This window comes from Agromyces sp. Root1464 (assembly GCF_001427265.1).
In the GTDB taxonomy this organism is placed as follows: Bacteria; Actinomycetota; Actinomycetes; order Actinomycetales; family Microbacteriaceae; genus Agromyces; species Agromyces fucosus.
In genome coordinates this window covers 377,610-391,051 of record NZ_LMFU01000003.1, presented here as the reverse complement: position 1 = coordinate 391,051, position 13,442 = coordinate 377,610, and the positions used below count along the sequence as shown (strand labels likewise).

The 13,442-nt window shown below is 69.7% G+C and carries 11 protein-coding genes and 1 tRNA gene; 11 read left to right on the top strand and 1 reads right to left on the bottom strand.

All coding sequences use genetic code 11. The features are described from left to right. Together ASD23_RS17410 and ASD23_RS17405 are read left to right on the top strand one after the other, a co-directional pair. Complete coding sequence (locus ASD23_RS17410; protein ID WP_082571627.1) at positions 1 to 2,895, top strand: UPF0182 family membrane protein; 2,895 nt, start codon at positions 1 to 3, stop codon at positions 2,893 to 2,895. A gap of 1 nt (position 2,896) precedes the next feature. Then, positions 2,897 to 3,760 carry a class I SAM-dependent methyltransferase gene (locus ASD23_RS17405; protein ID WP_056014404.1) on the top strand — a complete coding sequence of 288 codons (864 nt, stop codon included), beginning with the start codon at positions 2,897 to 2,899 and terminating at the stop codon, positions 3,758 to 3,760. An 89-nt stretch (positions 3,761 to 3,849) separates the two neighbouring features. Here the strand turns inward: ASD23_RS17405 and ASD23_RS17400 are convergent, their stop codons facing one another. After that, the gene (locus tag ASD23_RS17400) at positions 3,850 to 5,232 is read right to left on the bottom strand and encodes a glycoside hydrolase family 18 protein (RefSeq protein ID WP_056014401.1); all 1,383 of its coding nucleotides are present in this window, start codon (positions 5,230 to 5,232) and stop codon (positions 3,850 to 3,852) included. Between the two features lie 286 nt (positions 5,233 to 5,518). On the opposite strand from ASD23_RS17400, the gene ASD23_RS17395 reads away from it, so the two are divergent. The 9 genes from ASD23_RS17395 (at position 5,519) to ASD23_RS17355 (ending at position 13,424) form a co-directional block, all read left to right on the top strand. Next, positions 5,519 to 5,595: transfer RNA gene (locus ASD23_RS17395), tRNA-Met, on the top strand. Between the two features lie 170 nt (positions 5,596 to 5,765). After that, the gene (locus tag ASD23_RS17390; RefSeq protein WP_056014398.1) at positions 5,766 to 6,659 is read left to right on the top strand and encodes a DUF1684 domain-containing protein; all 894 of its coding nucleotides are present in this window, start codon (positions 5,766 to 5,768) and stop codon (positions 6,657 to 6,659) included. Positions 6,660 to 6,679: 20 nt separating this feature from the next. Further along, positions 6,680 to 7,843 (top strand): LLM class flavin-dependent oxidoreductase, encoded by a 1,164-nt coding sequence (locus tag ASD23_RS17385; RefSeq protein WP_056014394.1) that lies wholly within the window; start codon positions 6,680 to 6,682, stop codon positions 7,841 to 7,843. A gap of 37 nt (positions 7,844 to 7,880) precedes the next feature. Continuing rightward, complete coding sequence (locus ASD23_RS17380) at positions 7,881 to 8,435, top strand: GNAT family N-acetyltransferase (protein ID WP_056014391.1); 555 nt, start codon at positions 7,881 to 7,883, stop codon at positions 8,433 to 8,435. Then, positions 8,432 to 9,547, top strand: a complete 1,116-nt coding sequence (locus tag ASD23_RS17375) for an FAD-dependent oxidoreductase (protein ID WP_056014388.1) — start codon at positions 8,432 to 8,434, stop codon at positions 9,545 to 9,547. Before ASD23_RS17380 ends, ASD23_RS17375 begins: the two co-directional genes overlap by 4 nt. Before the next feature lie 236 nt (positions 9,548 to 9,783). Next, complete coding sequence (locus ASD23_RS17370; RefSeq protein ID WP_056014385.1) at positions 9,784 to 10,287, top strand: GNAT family N-acetyltransferase; 504 nt, start codon at positions 9,784 to 9,786, stop codon at positions 10,285 to 10,287. Beyond that, entirely contained in the window at positions 10,284 to 11,468 is a 1,185-nt protein-coding gene (locus tag ASD23_RS17365; protein ID WP_082571626.1) for an amino acid ABC transporter permease, read from the top strand. Before ASD23_RS17370 ends, ASD23_RS17365 begins: the two co-directional genes overlap by 4 nt. Next, a complete protein-coding gene (locus tag ASD23_RS17360) occupies positions 11,465 to 12,289 on the top strand; it encodes an amino acid ABC transporter ATP-binding protein (protein WP_082571625.1) in 825 nt (274 codons plus the stop codon). The genes ASD23_RS17365 and ASD23_RS17360 overlap by 4 nt, the downstream gene beginning before the upstream one ends. Before the next feature lie 112 nt (positions 12,290 to 12,401). After that, positions 12,402 to 13,424 carry an ABC transporter substrate-binding protein gene (locus ASD23_RS17355; RefSeq protein WP_056014382.1) on the top strand — a complete coding sequence of 341 codons (1,023 nt, stop codon included), beginning with the start codon at positions 12,402 to 12,404 and terminating at the stop codon, positions 13,422 to 13,424. Positions 13,425 to 13,442 lie beyond the last annotated feature (18 nt).

Below are 13,442 nucleotides of genomic sequence, written 5' to 3'. Positions count from 1 at the left end.
GTGTCAGCACAGCCGCAAGAACCGAGGATCCCGCGCAGGCGCGCCCCGATCGCGATCACGATCGGCGTCGTCGCCGCGCTCGTCGTCGCGTTCTTCGCCTTCGCCGGCATCTACGCCGATGTGCTCTGGTACGACCAGCTCGGCTTCCTCTCGGTGCTCACCACCGAGTGGATCGCACGCATCGTGCTCTTCCTCATCGGCTTCGTGGCCATGGCGCTGCCCGTCTGGGGATCCATCCAGATCGCCTATCGTTCGCGTCCCGTCTACGCGAAGCTGAACTCGCAGCTCGACCGCTACCAAGAGGTGTTCGAGCCGCTGCGCCGTCTCGCGATGTACGGCATCCCGGTGGTGCTCGGCATCTTCGCCGGCGTCTCGGCGTCGAGCCGCTGGGAGGGCACCCTCGCGTGGCTGAACCGCACGCCGTTCGGCACGACCGACCCGCAGTTCGGGTTCGACGTCGGCTTCTACGTGTTCGAGCTGCCGTTCTACCGCTCCGTCGTGGGCTTCGCCTCCGCCGTCGTGCTGCTGTCGCTGCTGCTCGTCATCGCCACGAACTACCTCTATGGCGCGCTCCGCGTGAGCGGTCGCGAGATCGTCATCTCGAAGTCGGCGCGTATCCAGATCGCGGTGACCGCCGGCATCTATCTGCTGCTGCAGGCGGTGAGCATCTGGCTCGACCAGTACGCGACGGTGACCGAGACGGGTTCCCTCATCACGGGTGCCTCCTACACCGACGTCAACGCCACGATCCCGGGCCGGGGCATCCTCGCCGCGATCGCCGCGGTCGTCGCGGTGCTCTTCTTCATCACCGCGATCATCGGGCGCTGGCGCCTGCCGCTCGTCGGCACGGCGCTGCTCGTGGTCTCGAGCCTCCTCATCGGCTCCCTCTACCCCTGGGTCATCCAGCGCTTCCAGGTCGACCCGAGCGCGCGTTCGCTCGAGGAGCCGTACATCCAGCGCAACATCGACCTCACTCGAGACGCGTACGGCATCGCCGACGTCGAGGAGATCCCGTTCGAGGCGAAGACCGACGCCGAGCAGGGTGCGCTGCGCGAAGACGCCGCGACGACGGCGAGCATCCGCCTGATGGACCCGCTCGTGATCGGCCCGGCATTCCAGCAGCTCGAGCAGTTCCGCCAGTACTACCAGTTCCCGTCGGCCCTCGACGTCGACCGGTACGAGATCGACGGCGCCTCGCAAGACACGGTCGTCGCGGTGCGCGACGTGAACCTCTCGGGCCTCGGCGACGCCGAGACCTGGTTCAACTCGCACCTCGTCTACACGCACGGCTACGGACTCGTCGCCGCTGCGGGCAACCAGCGCTCGGTCGACGGCCAGCCGGTGTTCCTGCAGTCCGGCATTCCCTCGTCGGGCGTGCTCGGCGACTTCCAGCCGCGCGTGTACTTCGGCGAGAATTCGCCCGCATACTCGATCGTCGGTGCGCCGAAGGACGCGAAGCCGATCGAGCTCGACTACCCGTCGGGCTCCGAGGGCGCCGACCAGACGCAGACGACCTTCGCGGGCGACGGCGGTCCCAAGCTCGACAACGCCTTCACGAAGCTCGTGTACGCGCTGAAGTTCCAGTCCGAGCAGATCTTCCTCTCCGACCAGGTCACGACCGACTCGCAGATCCTCTACGACCGCGACCCCGTCGAGCGCGTGCAGAAGGTCGCCCCGTACCTGACGCTCGATTCCGACACCTACCCGTCGGTCGTCGACGGCAAGGTCGTCTGGATCGTCGACGGGTACACCCTCTCCGACCAGTACCCGTACTCCAACAAGGTCAGCATGAGCGAGGCGATCGCCGACAGCGAGACGCAGGCGCCGACGCTCGCCTTCGACGAGGTCAACTACATCCGCAACTCGGTGAAGGCCACGGTCGACGCGTACGACGGCACCGTGACGCTCTACGCGTGGGACGAGAAGGACCCGATCCTCCAGACCTGGCAGAAGGTCTTCCCGACGACGCTCGAACCGATGAGCAAGATGTCGGGCGACCTCATGAGCCACGTGCGCTACCCGTCCGACCTGTTCAAGGTGCAGCGCGAGGTGCTCGGCCGCTACCACGTGACCGAAGCGGTTCCGTTCTACTCGCGTGAAGACGCGTGGACGACGCCGAAGGACCCGACCGCCGACACCGGCAGCACGCTGCTGCAGCCGCCGTACTACCTGACGATGCAGATGCCCGGTCAAGACGAGCCGGCATACTCGCTCTACTCGACCTTCATCCCCGAGGCGCGCGGCGAGCAGAGCCGCAACGTCCTGCGCGGCTATCTCGCGGTCGACGCCGATGCCGGTGCCACCGACGGCGAACGCGCCGACGGGTACGGCAAGCTCAGGCTTCTGACGCTGCCCGAAGACGACAACGTGCCAGGCCCCGGTCAGGTGCAGGCCAAGTTCAACTCCGACCCGACGGTCTCGCAATCGCTGAACCTGCTGAAGCAGGGTCAGTCGAACGTGATCAACGGCAACCTGCTGACGGTACCGGTGGGCGGTGGCCTCCTCTACGTGCAACCGGTCTACGTCGAGTCAACCGGTAACACGAGCTACCCGCTGCTGCAGAAGGTGCTCGTCGCCTTCGGCGACCAGATCGCCTTCCAGGACACCCTCGACCTCGCGCTCGACGTGCTGTTCGGCGGCGACTCGGGCGCCGATGCCGGTGACAACGAGGTGGATCCGGGCGCGACGCCGCCGCCGACCGAGGAGGGCGGCGAGACGCCGACCGATCCGACGGCGCCGAGCGATGAGGTGCAGGCACTGCTGAACCAGGCGTCGCAGGCGCTGAAGAACAAGCAGGCCGCACTCGCTGCCGGTGACTGGGCCGCATACGGCGCCGCCGACGCGCAGCTCGCCGAGATCATCGCGAAGCTGCTCGAAGCCACCAAGGCGGAGTGACGTGGGCGTCGATCTGCGCGGAGGCGAGTGGCTCGACGACAATCTCGCGAACTGGGACGAACGCGTCGCGGTGCACGTGGCTTCCGAGATGTACGACCGCACCCGGCTCCGCGAGGGCGGCGACGTGCTCGATCCGATCGTGCGGGAGACGCTCGACCGGCTCTATCCGAACGGCCTCGAGGGTGTGCGGGTGCTGCACCTGCAGTGCCACTTCGGCTCCGACACCCTGTCGCTCGCGAATCTCGGCGCCACCGTCGTCGGTATCGACTTCTCGCCGCAGGCGGTCGCCGAGGCGCGCCGCATGGCCGAAGAGCTCGACCTCTCGCACCGCGCCCGGTTCATCGAGGCGAACGTCTACGACGCCCGCCACATGCTGCCCGAGCCCGAGTCGTTCGACCTCGTGTTCACCTCGTGGGGCACGATCGGCTGGCTGCCGGATGCCGCGGAGTGGGCGCGCATCGTCGCGTGGTTCGTGAAGCCCGGCGGCCGCTTCGTCTTCGCCGACGGGCACCCCGCCGCGTTCGTGTTCGACGGCGACGGCGGGCCAGGTGGTCTGCCGGTGTTCGCCTACCCGTACTCGAACGAGTCGCCCGACGTCATCGACGACCCGAGCGACTACGCCGACGCCGGGGCATCCCTCGCCAATGCGCGCACGTGGGAGTGGATGCATCCGCTCGCCGAGGTATTCGGGGCGCTCCGCGAGGCCGGCCTCGATGTCGAGACGTTCACCGAGCACTACCGCGTGCCATGGCGCATCTTCCCGGCGACCGTCGAGGTGGGCGAGGGCATGTACGGCTGGCCCGCCGAGCAGTGGCTGCCGCTCTCGTACGAGCTCGTCGCGGTGCCGCGCACGCCATCGGCCTGAGCAGGTCGGCGCTCGTCGCGGCCACGGCCCCTGAACAGCACGGATGCCTCGGAGCGAGTCTGCTCCGAGGCATCCGCTGTTCTCCGGTTTCAGTCGAGCGGGCCCTCCTCAGCTGACCGCAGGGCGTCGCCGAGTGCGCTGCCGAGCTCGCCCCGGTAGTCGCCCGAGAGGTCCCACCACATCGCGCCGCCGTAGCCCTGGGCGGCGAGCCACTCGGCCTTCGCGGTGACCGAGTTCGGGTCGTCGAGGCTCCACCATTGGCCGCTCGCGGCGTCGTACCGCCACGAGGCGCCGAGTGCGGGGTCGAAGTACGCCTCGCCGATGTCGCGGATCTCGTAGTACGGCTTCGTGCCGAGCGAGGTGACCGCGGGGTCGGGCGTCCATCCGGCGCGGTCGCCGACCGTCACTCCGGTCCAGCCCTGCCCGTAGGCCGCGAGGCCGACGTTCAGCTGGTCGGGGCGGGCGCCGCCGGCGGTGTAGAGCGCGACGGCGTTGTCGATCGCGAGGCCCCAGTTGTTGGCGCCGTCGGGGTGCAAGTTGCCCTGGTGGCCGGTGTTGCCGGTCCATCCGCCGGCGTAGTCGTAGCCCTGCACGTTGAGCCAGTCGATCGAGTCGAAGAGGCGAGCGGTGTTCCAGCCGCCCGCGTTCGTGTTCCAGCCGCCGGCGGGGCCGAACGCGGTGAGCAGGTAGTCCTCGCCCGTCTCGGCGCCGTAGGCATCGAGTTGCGCGCGGAACTCCTCCATGAGCGCGAGGAAGTTCTCCTTGTCCTCGGGCTTCGCGTTCGCCGTCTCGCCGCCGTTGACGGGCCACTCCCAGTCGACGTCGATGCCGTCGAAGACACCGGCCGCGGCGCCCGGGCCGCCGAGGGTGCCGACCTTCGGCAGGTCGCCCTTGAGGTAGACGTCGATGCACGAGGAGACGAGCGCGGCGCGGCTCTCGGGGGTGGATGCCGCCTCGGAGAAGTTGTCCGACCAGGTCCAGCCGCCGAGGGAGATGAGCACCTTCGTGTCGGGGCTGACCTCCTTCAGCTTCTTCAACTGATTGAAGTTGCCGGCGAGCCGCTGGTGCTTGTTCGCCTTGTCCTTCTTGCCGTCGACGGAGTCGGTCGCCGACACGAGCCGCAGGTAGTCGTTCTGGGCGTCGCCCTCGCCCGGGACATCCGTGATCTCGCACTTCAGGTTCGTCGTGACGTTGCCGAAGGCGTAGTTGATGTGGGTGACGTCGTCGATGGCCCCCGTGCGCAGGAGGTCCTCGATCTGGTAGTCGCGGGTGACCGGGGTGTCCGCCATGAGGTAACCGACGGAGCGGTAGCCGTTGATGTCGGCCGGGCCGCCGGAGCCGGCGTGATCGTGGTGGCCCTGGCCATGGCCGCCGTCTCCGTGGGCGAGTGCGGGGGAGACCGCCGAAGCGGCGATGAGCGCGGTCGCGGCGGCCGTGACGGCCGCTCCGCGGAGCAGGTGGCGTGGTGACATTGAATCCTCATCGATCGTCGTCGGAGCCGTGCTGGGTGAACGGTTGCGGCGACCGTAGCAAGGTCGGATCGAGTTTGGAAAGAGTCCTAACAAAGAATGGGGGATCGGGTGCACCCCGGCGCGGGATCGTTGCGGATTCCTCCATCGAATCGGGCGAACTGTGCAGTCCGTGCACACCTCTTCGGGTGCGTGAAAGCGGATGCCGCGGCGTCCGCCGCCCGTTTCATCACCTCCTCCGCCTCGATTCGACGGGGCCCGACACTCGTGATAGAGTTTCTTCTTGTGCCGCGGGGTGGAGCAGTTCGGTAGCTCGCTGGGCTCATAACCCAGAGGTCGTAGGTTCAAATCCTGCCCCCGCAACCAAATGTTCGTCAGAGCGCACAAGAAATCCCGGTCTCGAACGAGGCCGGGATTTCTGCGTTTGCGGCGTTCCATGACGGCCCCTCCCTCGTCCCGTGACCGGATGTTGCGGTCGGCGGCGATCCGTGACGGAGCCGCTGGCGATGCAGGCTCGCAGGCATGACAGTGGCGACATGACGACACTCGACGCCACTGCCACCGCCACCGCCGCTACTCCTGCCACCACCGCCAAGCTTGATCGCGCCGCCTTCGCACGCGAGTGGGAGGACTGGCACCGCGACCACGAGACCCGTCGGGCCGACCCGCACGGCTTCCTCGCCGTGACGGCGATCCACTGGCTCGACGAGACGCCCACCCGCTACGACGGCGTCCCGGGCAACTGGTGGACGGATGCCACGGGGCCCGTCGTCGAACTCGACGACGGCGAGTCCCTCGTGGCAGCCGACGGCACGGGCATCACGGGTCGCCACGCCTTCGGCCCGATCGTCGAGCGCGGCGGTGTCGTGGTGCGAGCCGGTGACGTCGCCGTCGAGGTGGCGCGCCGCGGTGGTCGCGACATCGTGCGACCTCGCGACCCCTCGAACCCCTATCTGGCGCGCTTCACCGGCACGCCCACCTACCTGCCGAACCCGCGCTGGATCGCTCGCGGGCGGTTCGTCCCCGTCGAGACGGCGCGCGAGGTCACGGTCGGCTCGGCCGCCGAGGGCCTGCAGCACGTCTACGAGGTGCCCGGCGAGGTGGAGTTCGAGCTGCGCGGCGAGACGTTCCGGCTCGTCGCGTTCAACGGTCACGCGCCCGGAACGCTCACCGTGCTCTTCACCGACGCCACGAGCGGGCTCACCACCTACGCGGCCAATCGCTCCCTCGAGATCGACGCTCCCGGCGCCGACGGCGGCGTGCTGCTCGACTTCAACCGAGCCGTGAACCTGCCCTGCGCCTACACCGACCACGCCACGTGCCCGCTGCCGCCCGCCGGCAACCGACTCCCGGTCGGCATCGAGGCCGGCGAGAAGACCCCGATCGAGCGAAACGTCGCCGACATCGCTGACGTCGCTGGCATCGTCTGACCTTCGAGCGGAGAGAACCCATGCGCTTCCAGATCCTCGACATCGTCCCGTACGTTCGGAACCCGCTCACCGGCCGGCTCGTGAGCCCGGCGGAACGGCTCGACCAGACCGTCGAGTTCGCCCGTCGGGCCGAACGCCTGGGCTTCGACGCCTTCGCGGTGGGGGAGCGCCACGCGGGACACTTCCTCTCGTCGTCGCCCACCGTGCTGCTCGGTGCGATCGCGGCCGTGACCTCGACCATCCGCCTGCAGACGGGGGTGACCGTCCTGTCGGTGCTCGACCCGGTGCGGGTCGCCGAGGACTACGCGACCATCGACCAGCTCTCGCGCGGGCGCCTCGACCTCACGATCGGCAAGGGCAACGAGGCAGCGCAGTTCCCGCTCTTCGGGCTCGAGATCGACGACCAATGGGAGCTCCTCGCCGACCGGTACGCACTGCTGCGCCGGCTCTGGCGCGAGACCGACGTCGACTGGGAGGCGACGCCGTACACGCGTGCGCAGCGCGGCACCACGACGCTGCCGCGGCCGTACGCCGGGGCGCCGCGGGTGTGGCACGGGTCGGCGACGACGCTCGCCTCGGCTGCACTGGCCGCGCGCTGGGGCGACCCGCTGTTCAGTGCGAACGCGATCCAGCCGCTGCGCAACTACGCGGTGCTCGTGCAGCACTACCGCGACGAGGTCGCCCGTCACGGCCACGATCCGCGGTTCGCGTACGTGGGGGCCGGCGCCGGTGCGCTGTTCATCGCCGATACGACGCAGCAGGCGCGCGAGCTGTACGGCCCGGTCTACGAAGCGCTCGTCGCGGCGACGAACGTGCCTGGCAACAACTCGACGTTCCGCGACATCGACCACGCGATCGCCGAGGGGCCCGCGCTCGTCGGCAGCCCGCAGCAGGTCATCGACAAGATCGGCCGCTTCCACGGCGCACTCGGGCACGACCTGCAGTCGATCAGCCTGCCGACGACACCGCCGGTCGAGCAGCAGGTCGAGCTCATCGAGCGGTTCGCGGCCGAGGTCGCGCCCGTCGCGCGGCGCGAGTTCCCGAGCACGCTCTGGGGGCCCGGAGATCCGTATGCGCAGCGGCCGGCGGTCAGCGGCGGCGTCGAAGCGGATGCCGCGGCCGTCGTCGAGGCCGCCTCGGCGCCCGCGGGCCGAATCGCCGAGTCTCGGGGAGCGGCCCGGTGAGCGGCGTGTCCGGTGTCCCCCGTAGGATCGAGGATCGATGAGCGACACCCAGCAGCCACAGGTGCGTCTCGCACGACCCGACGACTACGACGAGGTCGCCGCCCTGTCGCTTCGCGCCTACGAGCTCGACTACGAGATCTCCGACGGATACCGCGCCTCGATCCTCGCCGTCGGCGATCGCGCCGCCGAGCACGAGGTGTGGGTCGCCGCAGATGCCGCGACGGGCGCCCTGCTCGGTTCCGTCGCGACGCCTCGGCCGGGCCGCACCATCTCCCCGCTCGCGGAGCCCGGCGAACTCGACTTCCGGCTGCTCGCCGTCGACCCGTCGGCTCGCGGACGCGGTGTCGGCGCGCTCCTCACCCGCCATGTCATCGAACTCGCCCGGCAGCGTGGGCTCGACCGGGTCGTCATGAACAGCGGCCCGCAGATGGTGGGGGCGCACGCGCTCTACGAGAAGCTGGGGTTCACCCGCCTCACCGACCGCGAGCGCGAGATCGTCGACGGGGGCCGCACATTCCGGCTGCTCGCGTTCACCATCGACGTGCACGCCGGAGCTGAGGCCGGGCGCGACGAGCTCGGCGTCGCCTCATGAACGCGCTCGACACCGACGTCGTGGTGATCGGCGGGGGAGCGATGGGCTCCTCGGCCGCGTGGAACCTCGCGCGCCGCGGTCGCGAGGTCACCCTGCTCGAACGCTTCGCGCCGGGCCATCGCAACGGCGCCTCGCACGGTGCCTCCCGCAACTTCAACCTCGCGTACGCCGAGCCCGCACACGTCGCCATGCTGCTCGAGTCGCAGCTCGAGTGGCGCGAGCTCGAGGCCGAGACGCGCACCGCGATCCTCGACCAGGTGGGCCTCGTCGACCACGGGCGCAATCCCGGCCACGACCACGTGCACGCCGCGCTCGCCGCGGCCGGCATCCCGAGCGAGTTCCTGCCGCCCGAAGAGGCGGGGCGACGCTGGCCGGGCCTGCGATTCACGACGAGGGCCCTGCACCTGCCGACGGCCGGTCGTCTGAACGCGGATGCCGCGGTGCGGGCGTTCCAGTCGGCGGCGGCCGCTCGCGGAGCCGACGTCCGGCATGAGACCCCCGTGCGCAGCATCCGCGTGCTCGACGACGACCGCGTGCAGGTCGAGACCGATCGCGGAACGATCACGGCCCGCCGCGCAGTGGTGGCCGTCGGCGGCTGGACCTCGAAGCTGCTCGGCGGCCTCGTCGCCCTGCCGCGCCTCGTCGTCACGCAGGAGCAGCCCGCGCACTTCGCCGTGCTCGACGACACGATCACCTGGCCGGGCTTCAACCACCATCCGGGTGCCGACGACGACTGGTGGTACTCGGGCACCTACGGCATGCTCACCCCCGGCGAGGGCGTCAAGGCCGGATGGCACGGGGTGGGCCCCGTGGTCGATCCCGACCGGCGCGACTATGAGGCCGAGCCCGTGCAGTTCGCGGCGCTCCGCCGCTACGCCCGCGAATGGCTGCCCGGCGTCGACGCTGACGTCGCGACCCCGATCAGCTGCACGTACACGACCACGCCCGACTCGACCTTCGTGCTCGACGCCTCGGGGCCGATCACGGTCGGCGCCGGCTTCTCGGGGCACGGCTTCAAGTTCACGCCCGCGGTCGGCCGCATCCTCGCCGACCTGGCCGACGGGCGTCCGTCCCCGGGCATCTTCCGACTGGGGCGATTCACCACAGCCTGAACCGGCTTCGCTGGAGCCGGCGTAGGAGTTCGCCACATGCCGACGACGGAATTCGTCATGTGTCGATCCGTGAAGGCCGCCATTCCGACGTTCTCGCGCCGGAGTTGACGTGGGGTGACGCTATCGGTCGCCCCATGAATCACCCCGTTGCCCCCGCCCTTCGCCGCTCCGTAGCTTCGACTCGACCCGCTCCATCTCGGCAGCGGAATGCATCGACGAGCAGGACGGAGTGAGCGATGACCACCCAGTTGAGCGTGCGGCACGTGAGCGCGGACGACACGTTGGCGAAGCCGTTGCTCGCCGACCTCGAGCGCGAGTACGACGGCCGGTACGGCGACTTCTTCGGCGAACGTGCGAGCACGGAGCTGAACCGATATCCGGCGTCGGACTTCGCGCCGCCCCACGGCGCGTTCCTCGTCATCCTGGACGACGGCGAGCCGATCGCGGGCGGTGCGTTCAAGCGGTTCGACGACCGCACCGCCGAACTCAAGCGCGTGTGGACGCACCCCGATCATCGTGGCCGCGGCCTCGGTCGACGGGTCGTCGCCGAACTCGAGGACGTCGCGCGGAGCCGCGGCTACACCGCCGTGACGCTCACGACCGGGCCGCGCCAGCCCGAAGCCGTCGCGCTGTACCTGGCGAGCGGGTACACGCCTCGCTTCGACCCGTCGCTCCCGGCCGAGCAGATCGGCATCCACGCGTTCGACAAGGCGCTCGTCACCGAAGGAGTCCGCGCATGAGCCGCATCGTCGCCCCCCGATCCGAGACCACGGCGCATCCGGCAGGAACGGCGACGCCCACGAGCGACGCGGATGGCGCGACCGGCGAGGCGGCGTCGGCGAGCGAGCGACCGGCGGATGCCTCGGCGGACTCCGGGGCGCAGGCCGGCCCGGCGGGTGGCCGGCTGGACGCCGGCCTCCGCGTCGTGCCCGTCAAGCACTGGGGCCGCTGGGCGTTCTCGGCGATCGTCGCGTTCGTCATCCTCCAGTTCCTGTGGTCGCTCGCGACGAACCCGCAGTGGCAATGGGACGTGTTCGCGGAGTACTTCTTCGCACCGTCGGTGATCAACGGCCTGTGGCTGACGCTCGGTCTCACGGTCGTCTCGGGCGTCGCGGGCTTCGTGCTCGGCGCCGTGCTCGCCGTCTTCCGCCTGTCGAAGTCGCCGCTGCTGAACGCGGCGGCATGGTGGTACGTCTGGTTCTTCCGGTCCGTGCCGCTCGTCGTGCAGATCCTCGTCTGGTACAACCTCGGATACCTGTATCCGACGCTCGGACTCGGCACGCCGTTCACCACGGACTTCTGGATCGTCGAGTTCCCCACGACGACGCTCATCAGCGCATTCGCCGCGGCGGCCATCGGCCTGTCGCTCCACCAGGCCGCCTATTCGGCCGAGATCATCCGGGCCGGCATCCTCTCGGTCGATCAGGGCCAGCTCGAGGCCGCCGGCGCGCTCGGCCTGCCCCGCAGCATCCGCTTCTTCCGGATCACGCTGCCGCAGGCCGCTCGCGCCATCGTGCCGAACGCCTTCAACGAGATCATCGGGCTCGTGAAGGGCACCTCGGTCGTGTTCATCGTCGCGCTGCCCGAGCTGTTCTACACGGTGCAGGTCATCTACAACCGCAACCAGCGCGTCATCCCGCTGCTGCTCGTGGCGGTCGTCTGGTACGCCCTCATCACGACGGTGCTCTCGATCGCGCAGTACTACGTGGAGCGGCGCTACGCCCGCGGTTCGGTGCGCGAGCTGCCGCCGACGCCCGTGCAACGGGCCCGGCGCTGGGTCACGGAGCACTGGAACCGGCTCGGCGACGGGCACACCTCGGCCGAGCCGCCGCCCGCTCGACCCGCCCCCGCACGACCCGAACCCGCCACGTCGGCCGCTGCTGCGGCATCCGACCAGTCCCGCACCGGAGGTGCCGCATGACCAGCACGACGCTCACGCCCTCGTTCGACGAGCAGTACGTCGCGACGCGCAAGGTCGCGACCGTCGGCCGCGTCGAGATCTCGGACGTCACCAAGTCGTACGGTGCGAACACTGTGCTCCGCGACGTCTCCCTCGCGATCGAGCCCGGCCAGGTCGTGGCGCTGATCGGGCCGTCGGGTTCGGGCAAGTCGACCCTGCTGCGGGCGATCAACCACCTCGAGACCGTCGACCGCGGATCGGTCACCGTCGACGGGCAGTACATCGGGTACGAGCGGAGGGGCGACACGCTCCACGAGCTGCGCGAGGCCGAGATCCTGCGTCGACGCACTCAGGTCGGACTCGTCTTCCAGAACTTCAACCTGTTCCCGCACCTCACGGCGATCGAGAACATCATCGAGGCGCCGGTCGCGCACAAGCGGCTCACGTGGCCGGACGCTCGCGCGCTGGCCGAGGGCCTGCTCGCACGGGTCGGCCTCGCCGACAAGGCGGACCACTACCCGAGGCAGCTGTCGGGCGGCCAGCAGCAGCGCGTCGCGATCGCGAGGGCGCTCGCGCTGTCGCCCAAGGTGCTGCTGTTCGACGAACCGACCTCGGCGCTCGATCCCGAGCTCGTCGGCGAGGTGCTCGACGTCATCCGCGGCCTCGCCCGCGACGGGACGACGCTCGTGATCGTCACGCACGAGATCGGATTCGCCCGTGAGGTCGCCGATCGCATCGTGTTCCTCGATCACGGCGAGATCGTCGAGCAGGGAACCCCCGGCCAGGTGCTGCGGAACGCCCGGCACCGTCGCACCCGCGACTTCCTCGCGAAGGTGCTCTAGACCAGAGCGCCCGGCGAGAAGGACCCGGTGCTCGCATTGCACTGCGGGCACCGGGCGAATCCGAGAAACCGACCCGGCTATCGGACGGAAACAACACTAGGAGAGTCCTCTCATGGCAATCAACAAGAAGCAGCTGGGGGTGATCGTCGCGGGCGTCGCGGCCATCGCCATCATCGGCGGCGGCGTCGTCTGGGCGGTCGGCGCCGGCAACTCCGCCGCGGCCGAGGATGCGGCGTCCGGCAGCACCGAGGAGCAGGTGCAGGCGGCGTCGCAGTTCGACCTCACGTCGCAGAACGCCGAAGATCGCCCCACGGTCGAGCCCGTGCAGGCCGCGGTCGACGCGCTCGAGGCGAGCGGGTTCACGCCCATCGAGGCCGGCAAGCTCACCGTGGCGATCTCGCCGTTCGCGGCGCCGCTCGGCGTGCTCGCCTCGGACGACGACGCCACGATCATCGGTGCCGAGGCGGACTTCGGCTCACTCGTCGCCGACGGCCTCGGCCTCGAGTACAACCCGGTCGCCGTGAACTGGGCCGACTGGCCGCTCGGCATCCAGTCGGGCAAGTACGACCTCGTCGCGTCGAACGTCACGGTCACCGAGGAGCGCAAGGAGCTCTACGACTTCGCGAGCTACCGTCAGGACCTGCTCGGCTTCTACGTGCAGGCCGACAGCGACATCGACGCGATCGAGAGCGCAGCGGACATCTCGGGCCTGAAGATCGTCGTCGGCTCAGGCACCAACCAGGAGAAGATCCTGCTCGCCTGGAACGCCGAACTCGAGGAGGGCGGCGACGCGCCGGCCGAGCTCGTGTACTACGACGACCAGGCGGCATCGGACCTCGCGCTGTCGTCTGGCCGCGTCGACGCCTCGTTCGGGCCGAACGCGACCGCGGCGTACCGCGCCGCGACGACCGGCGAGACGAAGCTCGTCGGCACCTTGAACGGCGGATGGCCCGAGACCGCGCCGATCGCGACGGGAACACTGAAGGGCAACGGGCTCATCGAGCCGGTGCAGCTCGTGCTGCAGTCGATCATCGACGACGGGACCTACCAGGAGGTCCTCGACCGCTGGGCGCTGACCACGGAGGCCGTCGAGGAGTCCGAGATCAACCCGCCCGGGCTGCCGAAGTCCGAGTAGCAGCCTGAGAACGACGGA

Coding starts and splice junctions, on each gene's coding strand:
- ASD23_RS17400 (WP_056014401.1), bottom strand. CDS start 5,232: ATGTCACCACGCCACCTGCTCCGCGGAGCGGCCGTCACGGCCGCCGCG.
- ASD23_RS17385 (WP_056014394.1), top strand. CDS start 6,680: ATGCGCTTCCAGATCCTCGACATCGTCCCGTACGTTCGGAACCCGCTC.
- ASD23_RS17355 (WP_056014382.1), top strand. CDS start 12,402: ATGGCAATCAACAAGAAGCAGCTGGGGGTGATCGTCGCGGGCGTCGCG.
- ASD23_RS17370 (WP_056014385.1), top strand. CDS start 9,784: ATGACCACCCAGTTGAGCGTGCGGCACGTGAGCGCGGACGACACGTTG.
- ASD23_RS17360 (WP_082571625.1), top strand. CDS start 11,465: ATGACCAGCACGACGCTCACGCCCTCGTTCGACGAGCAGTACGTCGCG.
- ASD23_RS17380 (WP_056014391.1), top strand. CDS start 7,881: ATGAGCGACACCCAGCAGCCACAGGTGCGTCTCGCACGACCCGACGAC.
- ASD23_RS17390 (WP_056014398.1), top strand. CDS start 5,766: ATGACGACACTCGACGCCACTGCCACCGCCACCGCCGCTACTCCTGCC.
- ASD23_RS17375 (WP_056014388.1), top strand. CDS start 8,432: ATGAACGCGCTCGACACCGACGTCGTGGTGATCGGCGGGGGAGCGATG.
- ASD23_RS17365 (WP_082571626.1), top strand. CDS start 10,284: ATGAGCCGCATCGTCGCCCCCCGATCCGAGACCACGGCGCATCCGGCA.